This is a genomic window from Vreelandella sp. V005, from assembly GCF_052645115.1.
Genome location: NZ_JBQXYA010000004.1, coordinates 25,072 through 40,992, shown reverse-complemented (window position 1 = coordinate 40,992; position 15,921 = coordinate 25,072). Strand labels below are relative to the sequence as shown.

Sequence of the window (15,921 nt, the reverse complement as noted above, 5' to 3'; positions counted from 1 at the left end):
CTAAGTTTTATAAACGGCCCTACACACGCTGCGCGCGACCAGAGGCTGCGATCAGCGCCATCATCCGCGTGGGGACATCATCTAACGCCACCACTTCCACCGCACCGCCCATCGCAATCGCCTCCCGGGGCATACCAAACACCACGCAGGATTGTTCATTCTGAGCAATGGTAGGGGCTCCCGCTTGGCGCATCTCAAGCAGGCCTGCCGCGCCATCTTTACCCATGCCGGTCAGAATCACCCCAACAGAGTTTTTGCCTGCGTGCTGTGCGGCTGAATGGAACAGCACATCGACCGAAGGCCGGTGGCGGTTGACCGGCGGGCCGCTGTCCAGCCGCGCGACGTAGTTTGCGCCACTGCGCGCTAATTTGAGGTGCTGATCCCCTGGGGCAATATAGGCGTGCCCCGGTAGAATCCGCTCGCCATCGGTCGCCTCCTTGACGGTAATCCGGCACAGACGATCTAAGCGCTCAGCAAAGGAGCGGGTAAAACCGCCGGGCATATGCTGAGTAATCAAGATAGCGGGGGCGTTCGCTGGCAACGGCTCAAGCACTGCGCGGATCGCTTCGGTACCACCAGTCGAGGCGCCAATAATAATCAGCTTTTCACTTGAAACGAGCGGGGCTTTCAAAGCTTCAGGGGGAGGGGTATTTTTATGCCGCGCCTGACGAGGCCTTGAACGTGCAGCGGCGCGCAATTTTTCGGCGATCTCGTCGGCATACTCCATCATGCCATTGCGAATACCCAGGCTTGGCTTAGCGACAAAATCAAGCGCACCAAGCTCAAGCGCGCGCAGGGTAATTTCCGAACCGCTTTGGGTTAGCGACGACACCATAAGCACCGGCATAGGCCGCAGACGCATCAAGCGTTCGAGAAAGTCCAGGCCGTCCATACGCGGCATTTCTACATCGAGGGTTAACACATCAGGATTGTGCTGCTTGATCAAATCCCGGGCAGCGATAGGATCCGGCGCTACCGCCACAACTTCCATGTCAGGCTGGGAATTAATGATTTCCGTTAATAAATCGCGAATTAGCGCCGAATCATCGACGCAAAGTACTTTGATCTTGGCTGCGCTCAAAGCACGCCTCCTCTTGCTATAGACGCCTGATGTGTGATTGCAACCGCTGGAGCGACAGCGCCTAAAGCGATCATAAAGACACGACAATGGTTCATTTTTTGGCTAGGGTATAAACGGTCTGCCCACGCAGTTTGAAAGCGTCACTGATATAGGAAAAATTTTCAGAGTGGCCGGCAAACAGCAACCCATCAGGCTTCATGAGCGGTGCAAATCGCTTAAGTATTTTTGACTGTGTATCTTTATCAAAATAAATCATGATGTTCCGGCAAAATACCGCATCAAAAGCACCCTTAATCGGCCATTGCGGCGCCAGCAGGTTGAGCGGCAAAAACTCGACGAGGGCCGACACTTCGGGCCGTACCCGCGCGAAACCCGCATGATTACCGGTTCCTTTCTGGAAAAAGCGTTTTACCCGCACGTCATCAAGCTTGCGCACCTGCTCAAGGGGGTAGACGCCTGCGCGAGCCCTGGCCAACGCATCGGTGTCGATATCGGTGGCAATGACTTTGGCTTGCGACGCTTTAGCGCCTAGGGTTTCTAATAGCGTCATGGCCAGTGAGTAAGGCTCTTCACCCGTAGAGGAGGCCGAACACCAAATAGTAACCGGCTCTTGCTTATTCTTAATATGTTCCGCCAGCAAGGGGAAATGGTGCGCTTCACGAAAAAAAGCCGTGAGGTTGGTGGTCAGTGCGTTGGTAAACGCCTCCCACTCCTTCGCTTCTGGCTGACGCTCCAAACGCACCAAATAATCGGTAAAACGCGTCATGCCATGGTGGCGTAGCCGCTTTGCTAGGCGGCTATAGACCATTTCCCGCTTATGCTCTGCCAACACGATACCGGCGCGCTGATAAATCAGTTCGCGAATACGCGTAAAGTCCGCATCAGTGAGCACCAGATCGCGCTCAATCTGATTGCCGGATGCCCACTGGCCAGCATCTATCGCCCGTTCACGTTGTTCGGTCAAAACGCTTCCCACTCCTCTACTGAGGCTGTTTGCCGTTTAACGGGCGGGGTAGGCGACGTCGCGCCAGATGGCTGAACAGCCAGTACGCGGGGCTGCTGCGCAAAGGGTTTGTTCGCCGTTAGCGCTGGCGCCCGTGAGGTGCCGGTACTATTTAAACGAAAGGCTTCTACCGATAGTGCTAGCAGCCCCGCCTGCTTTTCTAACGAGACCGCTGCACGAGCCGTTTCTTGAACGCGTAAGGCATTACGTTGCGTTGCTTGGTCCATTTCCGCCACCGCTTGGTTGACCTGTGTAATCCCATTACTCTGCTCTTCTGACGCGGCCGAAATCTCATGCATAATTTGAGTCACGCTGCGTGCTGCTTCAGCCACTTCGCTGATCGCCGCTTCAGCTTTAGTCACCAAACTAGCGCCCGCGTTAACCTCGCGATTTGAACCATCAATCAGGCCACGAATTTCTTGTGCCGCGCCTGCGCTACGGCCGGCCAGATTGCGCACTTCTTCAGCCACAACGGCGAAACCACGCCCATGTTCACCGGCTCGCGCTGCTTCTACCGATGCATTCAGTGCCAAGATATTGGTCTGGAACGCAATGGAATCGATGACGTTGATAATATCGGCCATTTGCTGCGAGCTTTGTGTAATCCGCTGCATGTTCTCTACCAACTGCGCCATCAAGTCGCCGGTGTTTGTCACCTGGATAGCATTGTTATCGGCTAGGCGACGGGCTTCTTGAGCGTTTTCGCTGTTTTGCCGCACTGTCGAGGTCATTTCTTCCATGCTGGACGCGGTTTGCTGCAAGGAAGCGGCCTGCTGTTCCGTGCGTGAGGATAGCTCTTCGTTACCGCTGGCTATCTCCTGAGCAGCAGGCGTCACCACATCGATACCGCCTTTTACGTCGGCGATAATGCTACTGAGGCTCTTACGCATCGTATTGAGCGAGTCCATTAATTGTCCCACTTCGTCACGCCGCGGCGGGGGCACTTTTGTGGCCAAATTTCCGCCAGCAATTTGCAACGTAAAGCGCGTGGCACTTTTTAACGGACGAACAATCGCCCGTAATGTCATTACACCGATCAAAATGAGCAACAGTAAACCGACGCCAAGCACAATGGCTTGCGCGCCAACCATGGTAGTTTGCTCTTGCTGCGCATCGGTGGCCATTACCGCAGCCATCTGCTGCTTCTGAGCAATGAGTTGATTTACCATGCCTGACAAGACGCGCCCATCATTCGTCATCACGCTAATGACGGCATCCAGACCGGTAAAGGCTTGATAGGTCTCTTCCGCTTGCAACACACTGGCGGCTTGGCCCATGCCATTTTCTAAAAAGGCCTGGAGCTGTTGATCAAACTCACCGGCGAGTTCGGTTTTATTGACGTCGCGAAAGAAGTATTCCTGCCACACGGTAGCGACACCGTTAGCGCTTTCTTCGATACTCTCGCCCATCTCAAAACGCTGATTGATAAGATCCATACGTTCTGGCTCTATCATTGCCTGACGGGTTTGAGCAATGGTTTGATCGATTTGCTGCAGGCGAATCACATCGCGCAGTCCATCATTATTTAGCTGTTCCAAACGCTCGCCCGAAGCGCTTAAGCCATAAAGCCCTAAACCACCACTCACAAGCAGTAGCACACCCGCGACAATAATCATGCCTGCCAATTTTGCTCGGATGGTATCAAGGCGCACCCGGGCTAAACGCTTCAGTATGCCTTTCTGGCGTAGACGCCCCCTTTCCAGGTAGAGCCGCTTATTACGTCCTTCGCGCATGTCAGCATACGCCCGCTCTGCCTGCTCAATGGTGCTCCGTGCGGCTTGGACGCGTACCGAGGTGAACCCCACTAATTGCTCATCTTCAATAATCGGCGTCACGCTGGCATCCACCCAGTAGTGATCACCATTTTTGCAGCGATTTTTAACTAGTCCGCGCCACGTTTCTCCTGCCTGAACGGTTTGCCAAAGATTGGCAAAGGCCGCTGGCGGCATATCGGGGTGACGTATTAAGTTATGTGGCGCACCTATCAGCTCTGCCTGTTCAAAACCACTAATAGCGATAAACGCGGGGTTCGCATAGGTAATGCGCCCTTTGGTATCGGTACGCGAAACTAAGAAGTCGTCCTCTTTCAGCTCAATTTCCCGCTGAGAGACAGGCTGGTTATTACGCATGGTCTACCTTTTTTTAGTGTTTATTGTTAAGAAAGAGCGTGCCTGCCCTACCAGGCACATTAAAACGATGCCCACTCTTCAGACTGCTTTACTGGCGGCTTAGGTATTGCTGAAGACGAGCGCGCCACCCCAGGCAGGCTAGACGCGGGGAAAGAGGAAGTAGGCGACGAATTAATGGTTCAGCGACACGGAAGCGCTCCACTGCCTCATGTAAACGAGCCGCTTCACTTTCAAGCTCATTAGCATTGCGCGCCGCCTGTTGAACCACTTAATCCATTTGCGCAACGACGGCGCCACAGTTGGCGTGCGTACTTCCTGCGCCATCACAGCGAATCCTTTAACTTCTTCGACAGCACGAGCAGCCTCCACAAAGGCATTGAGTGCCAAAATATAGGGCTGAAACGCAATATTATCGGTAACTGTAATAATATCCGTCACCTAGTGCGAACTAGCGTTAATTTCCTGCATGGTAAAAAACGATTGGTCCGGCTACTTCGCCACTCCAAACTGCAACGTCATACCATTTATACTGCTATATCTTTTGACTACTAATGACTACTGGTGCTGTCTACCAGCGCCATCTCTTCGCTGGTTAGCAGCTTGTCGATATCCACCAGCACCAACATGCGGTCATCTAGACTGCCTAGGCCGCTTAGGAAATCAGACGAGAGCGTGACACCAAACTCAGGGGCCGGCTTGATTTGGTCAGGCGTGAGTGTCATTACATCAGAAACGCCATCGACCACGATGCCGACCACGCGGTCTGCGACATTGACCACGATCACCACCGTTTGGCCGCCGTATTCGACGTTATCAAGGTGAAACTTAATACGGAGGTCGACGATCGGCACGATCACGCCACGCAGATTGGTCACCCCTTTGATGAAATCCGGCGCATTGGCAATGCGGGTGACATTTTCGTACCCACGAATTTCCTGCACTTTCAAAATATCGATGGCGTACTCTTCTTCGCCCAATGAAAACACCAGAAATTCGCGGTTTTCGGCTTCTGCGGCTAAGACCGCCCCACTATTGGCTTGGCTCATGACGGCTCAGCCTCCTTGAAAAATGATAGGTTTTGATTGTTCACTACTTTTTTGCCTGCTTCTTTCTTGTACCGGCTCAAGCGATGTAAACCGGTAATATCGAGGATTAACGCAACGCTACCATCCCCTAAAATAGTAGCGGCCGAGATGCCTGGCACTTTGCGGTAATTGTCTTCCAAGTTCTTGACCACAACTTGCTGTTGGCCAATCAGTTCGTCCACCAGCATGGCGTAACGTCGACCTTCGCCCTGGACAATAACGGCGATGCTTTTGGTGGGGTCAGTAATCGCACTGGCAACATCAAGCACTTCATGAATCGCGATCACCGGCAGGTATTCATCACGCACTTTAATGACCACATCATCCCCGGCCATCGCGTACATATCGTCTTTAGAAGGCTGGAGCGACTCCAGCACAGTGGAAAGCGGAAGAATGAACGTCTCGCCACCCACTTTAATCGACATACCGTCCAAAATGGCCAGCGTAAGCGGCAACACGATGCGTGTATTAGTGCCTTCGCCTAGCTTCGACTGGATTTCAACGCGCCCGCCCATGCTTTGGATATTGCGCTTCACGACATCCATGCCCACGCCTCGGCCGGAAACGTCGGTGACTTCTTTGGCAGTGGAAAAGCCAGGGGCGAAAATAAGCTGGAAAACCTCTTCGTCCGACATGGTTTCGGAGACGTTAAGGCCATTTTCACGCGCTTTCGCAAGCAAGCGATCACGATCCATACCTGCACCATCGTCACGCACTTCGATCAGGATATTACCGCCCTGATGGCGCGCCGATAGCGTTAACTTACCCATACGCGGCTTGCCAATGGCTTCGCGTACATCCGGCATTTCAACACCGTGATCAAGGCTATTGCGCACTAGATGGGTTAACGGATCGGTGATCCTTTCCACCAGACTTTTATCCAGCTCGGTCGACTTGCCTTCGGTAACCAGTTCAATCTCTTTACCCAATTTGCCAGCGGTGTCGCGGACCACGCGAGGGAAGCGACTGAAGACAAACTCCATGGGAATCATACGGATCGACATGACCGCCTCTTGGAGGTCACGCGCGTTGCGCTGTAAAAGGCTCATGCCATTTTGCAATGAGCTGTTACCCACGGACTGGTCTTCTAAATCGCTCACCGTCTGATCAAGCATCGACTGGGTGATAATCAGCTCACCCACCAAATTGATAATTTGATCGACTTTATCCACGGAGACCCGTATGGACGACGATTCAGCAGCGGCTTTTTTAGGTTTCTCTTTAGCGGCGGATGCCGCTGACTGCCCTTTAGGGGCTGCGGGTGGTGCAGGTGCCTTGGGCGCTGGCGCAGCGGGGGCCGACACTGCTGGGGGAGTAGTAACCGATTCAGCCACCTTCCCCTCGACGGCCGTTATGGCTATCTGCTCCGGCTCGATAATAAAACACATGACGGCTTCAATATCGTCAGCGCTGTCACTGCTTTTAAGAACGACTTCATAGCGCTTCGCGTCACCCGATTGGGAGAGCACTTCACCTAGCTGCTCTAGCTCCTCAACCAGTAAAATGCGGTCTTTATCCTCAACATTAAGCAGCGCAACTAACAGATGACCGCCTGCGTCCGGCTCTTCGCTATTGTTTGCTTCTACGTTGCTTTCGATAGTGGCAGGCGAGGCTTTGGGTGCAGCGGCGGGGGGCGGCCCATCCAACTGTTCACCGATTTCATCCAAGGCAATTTGTTGCAGCGTTTGGCAAATGCGTTCAAATGCCTCCTGGTTTGGCTCCTCTTCACTGCGGTAGGCATCGAGTTGCTCATGCATGATGTCTTTAGCCTCTAAAAAGGTATCCACGAGGTCGGCGCGCAGCGTCAGCTCACCCTTACGTGCGTAATCAAGAAGGTTTTCCAAAATATGCGTGGTTTTCTGCAACACGACAAAACCAAAGGTTCCTGCGCCCCCTTTGATCGAGTGGGCGGCACGGAAAATAGCATTGAGCTGCTCGCTGTCCGGATCATCTACATCCAGCTCCAACAAGTGCTGTTCCATATCGGATAACAGCTCTTCTGCCTCTTCAAAAAAGGTGTCAAAAAAATCCGCTATATCCATTCACCGCTCCACCCTTAACGTCGCTTTTTTATGAAAGGCTATGACAGGCTCAGGTCACTCTGGTGCTTGCGACTGAGGCTCGTCTTGTTGTGGTAATTCTCTTAACGCCTCGATTGAAGCGTCTGGCAATGAAGCCTCCGAGCTCATAACAGTTGGATTAAGGATCGCTTCCGCTATTTCGGGCAGCAACACCACCAACTCTATACGGCGATTAATAGGGTCTGTTGGTTCAGTCTCCGGCAACAGTACCCGGTCTGCAAAGCCCGATACACGGAGTAACTGATCTGGATCAAACCCACCTGCAATAAGCTCACGACGCGACGCATTAGCTCGGTCGTTGGAAAGTTCCCAGTTGCTATAGCCGCGATAGCCTCCCGCATAGGGCACGCTGTCAGTGTGGCCACTGATACTTAGTTCATTTGGTAGCTCGTTAAGCAGTGGCGCGATGGTACGTAACAGGCTGCGCATGTACGGCACTACTTGGTCGCTACCCAACTCAAACATGGGCCGCTGGTCAGTATCGAGTAGCTGTATACGTAACCCCTCACGGGTCAAATCAAAGCGCATCTGATTGCGCAGCTGGCGAAGCTCGGGATCGCGCTCAATCGCTCGCTCAATGCGTTCTTGTACGTTTATTAACCTGCGTCGGTCTTCAGCGCTGGGGCGAGTGCGCTGCAACGTGTCAATACGCGCTCGTTCCCCGTCACTATGGGTCGGATCAGGGCCACCGCCAGGAATGACACTCGTACTACCAGAGCGATCCCCACCCGTCATAGCGGTGACGAGGGGTGTGCTGAAGTACTCAGCAACACCTCTGCGTGTCTCTTCACTGGAAACACTTAATAGCCAGAGCACTAAAAAAAAAGCCATCAAAGCGGTCATGAAATCCGCTAGAGCAATTTTCCAAGCTCCACCATGGTGGGCGTGAACGACTTTTTTGCGCCGAATAACGATAGGACGCTTGTCACCACCCTTGCTCATGCGCTACCGGCCTTTTTTGCATCTCTAACATATTCCTCGAGCTCTACAAAACTCGGACGCTCAGCAGCAAATAGCGCTTTGCGACCAAATTCTACTGCTAACTGAGGTGCATAACCGTGCAGGCTGGCGAGCAGCGTGATACGGATACACTGCAACATTTTTTCTGCTTCTTTCGCTTGACGGTCGATATAACTTGCCAGCGGACTGATGAACCCGTAGCCCAGCAAGATACCTAAAAAAGTACCCACCAATGCTTGCCCAATCATGATGCCCATCTGGGCCGGTGTAGCATCTGCATAGGTAAGCGTTTTTACGACCCCCATGACCGCCGCGACAATACCAAAGGCGGGCATGGCATCGCCTACTTTGGCGATGGCGTCAATAGGTATATGCGCCTCTTGCTCAAAGACCTCAATCTCATGCAGCATCAGCTCATCAATTTCCATCGGCTCCATACCACCACTGACCATTAAACGCAGGTAATCCGTTAAAAAATTCATGATATGGGGATCTGACAGCACCGTAGGATGTTCCTGGAAAAGCGGGCTCTCCTGAGGATTATCAATATCACGCTCAATACCTAGCATGCCCTCACGACGGATTTTGGTCAGCAGCTTGTACTGCAGCGCCATTAGCTCCATATACAACGCTTTATTATATTTTTTCGCCCGTTTGAGCCTGGGCAAGATTTTAAACGTCGCTTTAATCGCCTTGCCGTTATTGGCAGCAATGAATGCGCCAACACCTGCCCCCCCGATAATCAATAGCTCTAGTGGTTGATAGAGAGGGCCTAACTTGCCGCCTGCCAACACATAGCCACCAAACACAGAAAGCAATACGATCACATAGCCTAGAGGTATCAGCACAAGCAAGGTCCTTGCGGTATTCAATATTAAGTAAGGGAACCAAAACTTAGCCACCTGTTCTGATGTTTAAGCGATGTTCCATCCCAAGCACAATCTAGCCTCATCATACTAGGGCTAAGCTGCCGTTTAATGAAAAAGTATCACCGTCTTTTACAGCTATCTACGTCAATAAGCTGGCCTTTTATTGCTACCAAGCGATCAGCATTATGTCTTATACCTCAAACACCGTTCATTGGCGCGAGGCAGCTGGTGTTGTTACATTTTTTCACTATTCTCCTGCTGCGACTTGCGTGTTTTACCTGCCCTGGAAGGAGGTTGGCAGATACCGCACACATAGTACTGAGCAGGGCTATGCGCATGAGCCACGAACTGCCCTGTACAGCGCGTACACTGATTGAGCTGCAGCAGGTCACTTTCAAAAAACCGTACTAGCGTCCAGGCGCGCGTCAACCCCAGTACCGGCTCCACCTTTTCCAATGACATTTGCTCATCATAAAGTCGGTACGCTTTAACAAAGGCATCAATTCGCTCGCAGCCTGCCGCCTCTTTTAGGCTTAGATAAATATTGAAAAACAGTGATGAGTGAACGTTAGGTAGCCACGTTATAAACCAGTCAGTGGAAAAAGGTAGCATGCCTTTAGGCGGCGACATGCCCCGCACTTCCTTGTATAGCTTGATCAAACGCGTGCGGCTTAATTCCGTTTCTGTCTCCAGCACCTGCAAGCGCGCCCCAAGTTCAATTAGCTCAATCGCCAACTGCACTTGGTGCATTTCATCGACCAAGCTTTTCTGGCTCACTTCTCTTCTCCTGAGGGCATGGACTCAAAAGATTCGCTCGCCAGCAGTAGCGAAGCATGAAGCCCTGCCAACCCCTGATCACGTGGATTCTCAGTGAGCTGGCGCAGCCGCTCAGCGCTCGTTTGACTAAACCGGCACAGCAGTTGGCTAGTACGTGCCAACTTGGTGAGTTGACGAGCATTGAGGGAGACAAGAAGCTCGGCAACATCACTATTTATTTTCAAGCGAAACATAGCGGCCTCGCGATCTTCATCAAGCAAGCGCTGCGCCAGAAGTAAATACGCTAAATTTATTTCCTGAATTTCATCGAGAAAGTTGGTTTGACTCATGATGTCCCATTAAACGACTCAGGCGCGATATTGTGACCATTATACTGGCGCCATTAATGACTTTTTATTACCTATCCTCATGGTTGCATACAACGTCTGTGATTGGCTACTAAGGCATGTCACGATGACTTAGCCCGCCTTCCGACAATTCGAACACCCATACCAAAAGTTCTGCGACAATTTGGTAGAGTCCTGCAGGGATTTCTGCGTCCAAATCTAGCTGCATTAATAGCGCCACTAGTTCGGGCGCATCGTGCACATAAATACCCTGCCGCTGAGCTTCTGCCATAATGCGCTCGGCTAAATCACCATAGCCCTTTGCCACAACGCGAGGGGCGCGATCATTTTCTTGATAAGCCAGTGCCACGGCTTGGCGACGACGCTCACCCGGCGTGGTCATGGGCTGCCTCCGCTTCGACATAGCGTGCACGAAGCTGCACTTTTTGAAGATCTAAAGCTTCCAGTCGCTTTTCCAAGGCCGGCAACCCCGCATCGATTCGTTGATACGCCGCTGTGTTTTCAGTGGTGAAATCGATGCTTAGCACACTTCGATAGAGCCACAGCGAAGCATTGAACGCCCCCAAATTAGGAACGTCTAACTGCATATCAGAGCGCCAACCGTCCTTGGGCTCACCCTCTTTCTGACTACTCTCCTGCCCCTCTTCACGCGCTGGCACATTGATCACCAAAGCCATAAAAATGCCTGCCCATACATCACCTTCCCAGCGAATAGTCGGCATCACCAGCATTTCAAGTTGCTGGCGGACTAGACTCTGAAGACTTTCATGCACTACCTCTCGCGTCGAGCGCTGAGCCATCAGCTCGGTCACTTCCCTTGCATGACTCAAGTCAGCTCTTGCTTGGCCACTCTCAGACGTTACCCCGTTCATAGTGGCAGAAGGCGTTGAAACGGACCCAGGGGTTGAAGCCGGCGGCGGCGTGACGGCGACGACACCCTGGCCAGGGAGTAAGCCTTGCCCCGGCGCCGAACTATGTCCATGAGTGATGGGCACAAACGGCCCATTAGGTAAGAGCGCGAGCCCTTGCCCAGCGGCATTGGGTGTCGCCAGTGGCGACAATCCCGTCAGTGCTTGCGAAACACCCGGCCCCGTGGGCAACAAAGGTGCTAAAGGTCGTGGCCCAGCCTGCATTTGTGGCTCATTGAGCAATTGTTGGCGATTACCCTCGCCCTGAAACCAACGCTTTAAATGCGATTCATAAAACAGCCCACTATCTCGGACACTGGCTTCTAAACGCGCCGCTACTGTACTAGCCCCAGGCGTTTCATGACCGGCGACAAGAGGCGCCTCGGGGCGCATGACGGAGGGAGGCGCTGGAAAACGCAATAAAACATCAGCAATAGTCCGGGCAGCGGGGCTAAAGTGGGTCTGGGTGGATCCAGGCGAAGAAGGCAGTGGCTCTCCGCCCGGGAGCGCTCTATCACCACCAAGCGGATGGGGTAAACGTTTTAAATCATTTAGCGGGGAAGCCGGTGCTCGACCATCTAAATTAGCATCACGCATCACAGCGCGAGGCCCTTCGCCAGGCGGTATTGGCTTCACTGGCGGATCCAGTGCCCGCTGCAGCGATACTTCTCCCTGTCGCCCTAATACTTGATGCAAGAGCGTATCAATGAGGGGATTAATGCCGCTCACGACGACCTCTTGGTATCAGCATCGTCTGCTAAATAGGGAGACGGCACGCCCTGCTGGGGCGCATAAGCACGATGAAGGTCGCGCTGTCGTTGAGACACCCCAATCAGCTTACCCAACTCGTCTCGGCGAGCGACCAAACGACGCCGAATATCAACGTCATGCTCAAGTATGCTTTCAAGTAGTTCTGCTTTACGCTGTTGAGCGGCAGCGTCAAGCAACACCGTTGCGTCCAGCTCACGCAATTGCTCTACTAACACAACATAGTTGGTGCGTTGCTCAATGAGGTCTGCCCACTTCTCAGCATTGGCAAGTTCATGCATATGTTCAACGCTGCTCAGTAGCGCTTCATAGCTAGCGAGTAGTGACTGTTGAGCATTTTGATCACGAGCGGTTGTAAAAGCTGACATTATTGCCTCACGCGCTCTGCCGCTGGCCGATATCACGCCACGCTGAGCCAATATCATCAAGCAAACGTTCAGCCTGATTCAAGCTCTCTTCATCGTTACGCAGATTAGCCGTCAAGAGCAGCCGAGCAATGTAGTCATATAAGGAGGCTAAGCGCTCGGCAATTTCTCCACCCTTCTCCTGATCGAGCGCGGCGGCGAGACCGTTGTTAACGATATCCAGCGCTTTTGAGATCGACTTACCTTTCTCAGCCGTATTACCAGCCTGCATGTGAATACGTGCAGCACGAATAGCGGCTTTAGCACCATCAAATAGCATCACAATTAGCTGATGCGGGTCTGCCGACATCACTCCGCTTTCTACGCCGACACGCGCATAAGCGTTAGCTCCACGCCCATAAGCGGCGCCACCGCGAGAGTAAGTCATAAGCGGAACTCCTGTACGTGGTTTTGTGTTCGCTTAAAGCGGGAAACCACGAAAAATTAAAAATTATAAAAACAGCAAACTACACGCTGCTACTGTTATCTATCGGCGCAAGCCTTAGCGACTTTAACGTCTAACGCGGCTTTTTTTGCCTAACGCTGTACGTAGTATTAACTGCCTATCATTCCCTATGAACTTTTCTTTCAGGTAGAAACCGCCACCTCACCTACGGATCGCCCGAGCCGCTCAACAATGCCGTCTCTCACCACCGTGCCTACATTATCCCGCATGGGAGGCTCAGCTTGTGGCGCAAGCAAGACCTCGGTGGGGTTGCCTTTTGCATCGATGCGTAAGATCCAGCCCTGCTGCTGGCTGGAAAAAAGTGCCAATGACCCTACAGGCAGGCCCTTGAAGTGTTCGATGTAGCGCTTGATCCAACGCATATCAAATTGATGGGGGTGGTGTAATAAATGGCGATAAATTTGCTGAGCCGTTTTGGCAGGCCGATCGGCCCGGTCGCGCCGCATTGCTTCTACCACATCGACCACAGCGCTGGCTTTCGCTAACTCGTTAAGATCATTACCACTCAGGCCATCAGGATAACCGCTACCATCCATGCGCTCGTTAATGCCACCAATCACCGCCTGGACAATAGCTGGGGCCAACCATTGGCAGTTATTTAAGCGATCCAACAACAATTGCACATGTTCGCTAATGGCCTCTCGGTGACTCGCTTCGAAATGCGGGGCCTTGAACAGCACTTGGGGAACCAGCGCTTTGCCCAAATCATGAATAAGTCCGCTGGCGACAATCGCTTTGCGCAAATCCCGCGGCATGCTGCCACCCACAAAATCCAGCAAATGAATAGCTACCGCAATACCATGGCGTACCACCAAAGGTTCTGGAAACAAGCACCGAGAGGCGAACAGCAAGGCTTCACGATCCTCTTCGTGAAGCTCCAAAATACGATCAGCATAACGCGAGAGTTGACGCCCATTGATATCACTGCCTTGCTGCAATGCAAGGAGCTGTGTGTCTAAATAGGCCGCCACTTTCACCAAACGACGCGCCATCGGGGTGGCGTAGCGCTGAATATCCCGGCGACCCAGCAGCTCCTCGGCACCCGTGCGCTTGCTTGGCATTGTGAACAGTGGTGAAGGTTGACGATCGCCCGGCTGTTCTTTTTTATAGCGCGCGGCTTCACGCTCAATTTCACAGACAAAATACCAAATCTGCCGCTCTTGCTCCGCACTGCACTCAACGAAGTTAAAGCCAACGCGCAGCAGGTGTCGTTCTGCATCGGCCTGCTGGTGGCGGGCACAGCCAAGCACCTCAAAATAAGTGCCATCAGGAAAAGTAAACGCCAACTTGAGGGGACTAGACGATTCTGCCAACAGCCCGCTAGCCGCCAAGGGTAACTCGAGCTGGCAGCCATCCTGAGAAAGATCTTTTAATTCACCCGCCGCTTGGGCCTCGCCGCTTCCCAAAACAGCTGTCACCACCATCCCCATTCGCAGCTCGGCACGAAAGGAGTCACGACGCTGAAGCACATCCAACGTTGCAGGGTAATCACTGCAACATAAAAAACGCCCCCCCGCATGACGCGTTTCCGTCAAGTGCAAAAAGGGAGTTTTAACTACCTTGCCTTGCGCTTGGCCACGCAAATAGAAAGCAGTACCTCCCTGCAAGTGGTGTAGTAGATAATCAACCGAGGAGAGATCCATCACCAAGGTTTGTTTCAGATGCTGCTCCATTAAGACAATGGGCTCTGGACGTGCATCCGCACTAGCAAGGCATAGTGTTACGCCACCCGTTTCAATGAGCGTGTTCAGCAGAGACTCGATCACTGTTGTGTTTGCTATTGTTTCAAACTCATCCTGCTGGATTACCATGCTTGCCTCGCTCACTTTTATGCGTTAATTGGTTCCCGCAAGGCGAAGAAGCATATCAGATGCTAATTAGGCGGCGTATGCACAAAAAGCCACCATTCCTACGCCTATTAAGTGGGCTATAGTAAGCAAAGAGTAAAAAAACATAGCGTCGACGCGCTCAGCGCCCATCCGCCTTAGCACAACATAAAGTTTTTCTGTGCCGTGCCGACAAAAGGAATAGCGACACCCAAAAAACCAAGCTAGAGCCGCTACTTTTCATTGTTGCACTATCAACTGGCTATCAGAGCTGACTTTCAAGAGGAATGTACCCATGAGTTCATTACCCACTGAAGCAACGACACCGCTAACCTCGCCGTTCAGCAATTTAAACCCAAGACAGCGACTAGAGAGCACGTTGGCCCAACTAGCGCCGACCAATATCCAGCTTAAGAATAACGGCAATGACGAACGAGAGATAAAGACAGGGGAACTCGTCGAACCTATCCAGCGTATCAATGAGACAATGCGCCCACGAGGCCTGGAGTTCGAACTAAGCGAAAATTCATCGCGTGTTATTACCCGAGTCATTGACCGGGAATCTGGAGACGTAATCCGTCAAATACCCGCTGAAGAAGTGCTAAAAATCGCAGAGAGACTAGAAGAAATGCAAGGACAGTTAATCTCACTTGAAGCCTAAGGATTTACACAGACAAGCATTTATAATCAGCGAAATCGCTATACTTGCATGTTCATCACATCACGATATGCAGAGACTAACCTGTTGCGAACCTGAAGCCCCATTTGAAAAGCAACACTGGATTTTTGCATATCGACCATCACATCGTTTAGCTGCAAATTTGGGTCACCCGCCTGAAAAGCCATGGCTTGACTGTTAGCTGCCTGCTGAAGTCGATTAATGCGCTGAATAGAAGCTTGAAGCTCGCCCCCAAACCCGCCATGACCAACCGCTGTAGAAGCCTGAGCGCCATTAAGCGGCTGCGTGGACGCCGCCTGGGTTGCCAAGCCCTGCATCTGCTGAAGGGCAGCCTGTATTGCGGGAGTGCTCATACGCATACCTCGATTCGCAAAAAACCTAATGCAAAAAGCCTAACACTGAAGCTAGTTATCTCATACGGACAAATACGCATAAAAAGCGAAGCTTATCGTTCCTTTAGGCTGGACAGGCCACCGGATAATGGCGTCCATCACAATTCCGCCTCACCTTTTTGGCGGATAACCGCGATTGACGGATA

16 protein-coding genes and 1 pseudogene are annotated in these 15,921 nt (G+C 52.3%); 1 reads left to right on the top strand and 16 read right to left on the bottom strand.

Annotated elements, in window-relative coordinates; translation table 11 throughout:
- Nucleotides 1–19: 19 nt before the first annotated feature.
- The 15 genes and pseudogenes from ACUN8H_RS11265 to ACUN8H_RS11195 form a co-directional block, all read right to left on the bottom strand.
- Complete coding sequence (locus ACUN8H_RS11265; protein WP_445532231.1) at nucleotides 20–1,081, bottom strand: protein-glutamate methylesterase/protein-glutamine glutaminase; 1,062 nt, start codon at nucleotides 1,079–1,081, stop codon at nucleotides 20–22.
- 91 nt (nucleotides 1,082–1,172) lie between these two features.
- Nucleotides 1,173–2,045, bottom strand: a complete 873-nt coding sequence (locus tag ACUN8H_RS11260) for a CheR family methyltransferase (protein WP_445532229.1) — start codon at nucleotides 2,043–2,045, stop codon at nucleotides 1,173–1,175.
- Nucleotides 2,042–4,213: a methyl-accepting chemotaxis protein gene (locus ACUN8H_RS11255; protein WP_445532228.1), complete on the bottom strand. Its 2,172-nt coding sequence runs from the start codon at nucleotides 4,211–4,213 to the stop codon at nucleotides 2,042–2,044. The genes ACUN8H_RS11260 and ACUN8H_RS11255 overlap by 4 nt, the downstream gene beginning before the upstream one ends.
- A gap of 303 nt (nucleotides 4,214–4,516) precedes the next feature.
- Nucleotides 4,517–4,684, bottom strand: a pseudogene (locus tag ACUN8H_RS11250) (methyl-accepting chemotaxis protein); the annotation flags it as partial.
- A 77-nt stretch (nucleotides 4,685–4,761) separates the two neighbouring features.
- On the bottom strand, nucleotides 4,762–5,259 hold the full coding sequence (gene cheW / locus ACUN8H_RS11245; RefSeq protein ID WP_445532226.1) for a chemotaxis protein CheW: 498 nt from the start codon (nucleotides 5,257–5,259) through the stop codon (nucleotides 4,762–4,764).
- Nucleotides 5,256–7,340 (bottom strand): chemotaxis protein CheA, encoded by a 2,085-nt coding sequence (gene cheA, locus ACUN8H_RS11240; protein ID WP_445532225.1) that lies wholly within the window; start codon nucleotides 7,338–7,340, stop codon nucleotides 5,256–5,258. The genes cheW and cheA overlap by 4 nt, the downstream gene beginning before the upstream one ends.
- Before the next feature lie 54 nt (nucleotides 7,341–7,394).
- Nucleotides 7,395–8,321 (bottom strand): flagellar motor protein MotB, encoded by a 927-nt coding sequence (motB, locus tag ACUN8H_RS11235; RefSeq protein WP_445532224.1) that lies wholly within the window; start codon nucleotides 8,319–8,321, stop codon nucleotides 7,395–7,397.
- Nucleotides 8,318–9,187: a flagellar motor stator protein MotA gene (gene motA, locus ACUN8H_RS11230; protein ID WP_445532223.1), complete on the bottom strand. Its 870-nt coding sequence runs from the start codon at nucleotides 9,185–9,187 to the stop codon at nucleotides 8,318–8,320. Before motA ends, motB begins: the two co-directional genes overlap by 4 nt.
- A 255-nt stretch (nucleotides 9,188–9,442) precedes the next feature.
- Nucleotides 9,443–9,985, bottom strand: coding sequence for a flagellar transcriptional regulator FlhC (gene flhC / locus ACUN8H_RS11225; RefSeq protein ID WP_445532222.1), 543 nt, complete (start codon nucleotides 9,983–9,985; stop codon nucleotides 9,443–9,445).
- Nucleotides 9,982–10,314 carry a flagellar transcriptional regulator FlhD gene (gene flhD, locus ACUN8H_RS11220; protein WP_445532221.1) on the bottom strand — a complete coding sequence of 111 codons (333 nt, stop codon included), beginning with the start codon at nucleotides 10,312–10,314 and terminating at the stop codon, nucleotides 9,982–9,984. Before flhD ends, flhC begins: the two co-directional genes overlap by 4 nt.
- A gap of 109 nt (nucleotides 10,315–10,423) precedes the next feature.
- Nucleotides 10,424–10,714, bottom strand: a complete 291-nt coding sequence (locus ACUN8H_RS11215; RefSeq protein WP_445532220.1) for an EscU/YscU/HrcU family type III secretion system export apparatus switch protein — start codon at nucleotides 10,712–10,714, stop codon at nucleotides 10,424–10,426.
- Nucleotides 10,698–11,969: a flagellar hook-length control protein FliK gene (fliK, locus tag ACUN8H_RS11210; RefSeq protein ID WP_445532219.1), complete on the bottom strand. Its 1,272-nt coding sequence runs from the start codon at nucleotides 11,967–11,969 to the stop codon at nucleotides 10,698–10,700. Before fliK ends, ACUN8H_RS11215 begins: the two co-directional genes overlap by 17 nt.
- Nucleotides 11,966–12,376: a flagellar protein FliT gene (gene fliT / locus ACUN8H_RS11205; RefSeq protein ID WP_445532218.1), complete on the bottom strand. Its 411-nt coding sequence runs from the start codon at nucleotides 12,374–12,376 to the stop codon at nucleotides 11,966–11,968. Before fliT ends, fliK begins: the two co-directional genes overlap by 4 nt.
- A 7-nt stretch (nucleotides 12,377–12,383) precedes the next feature.
- Nucleotides 12,384–12,800, bottom strand: a complete 417-nt coding sequence (gene fliS / locus ACUN8H_RS11200) for a flagellar export chaperone FliS (protein WP_445532216.1) — start codon at nucleotides 12,798–12,800, stop codon at nucleotides 12,384–12,386.
- Between the two features lie 200 nt (nucleotides 12,801–13,000).
- On the bottom strand, nucleotides 13,001–14,689 hold the full coding sequence (locus ACUN8H_RS11195; RefSeq protein WP_445532215.1) for an HD domain-containing phosphohydrolase: 1,689 nt from the start codon (nucleotides 14,687–14,689) through the stop codon (nucleotides 13,001–13,003).
- Nucleotides 14,690–14,999: 310 nt separating this feature from the next.
- On the opposite strand from ACUN8H_RS11195, the gene ACUN8H_RS11190 reads away from it, so the two are divergent.
- Nucleotides 15,000–15,365 carry a flagellar protein FlaG gene (locus tag ACUN8H_RS11190; protein WP_445532214.1) on the top strand — a complete coding sequence of 122 codons (366 nt, stop codon included), beginning with the start codon at nucleotides 15,000–15,002 and terminating at the stop codon, nucleotides 15,363–15,365.
- Between the two features lie 38 nt (nucleotides 15,366–15,403).
- Here the strand turns inward: ACUN8H_RS11190 and fliE are convergent, their stop codons facing one another.
- The gene (gene fliE, locus ACUN8H_RS11185; protein WP_445532213.1) at nucleotides 15,404–15,736 is read right to left on the bottom strand and encodes a flagellar hook-basal body complex protein FliE; all 333 of its coding nucleotides are present in this window, start codon (nucleotides 15,734–15,736) and stop codon (nucleotides 15,404–15,406) included.
- Nucleotides 15,737–15,921: the final 185 nt, after the last annotated feature.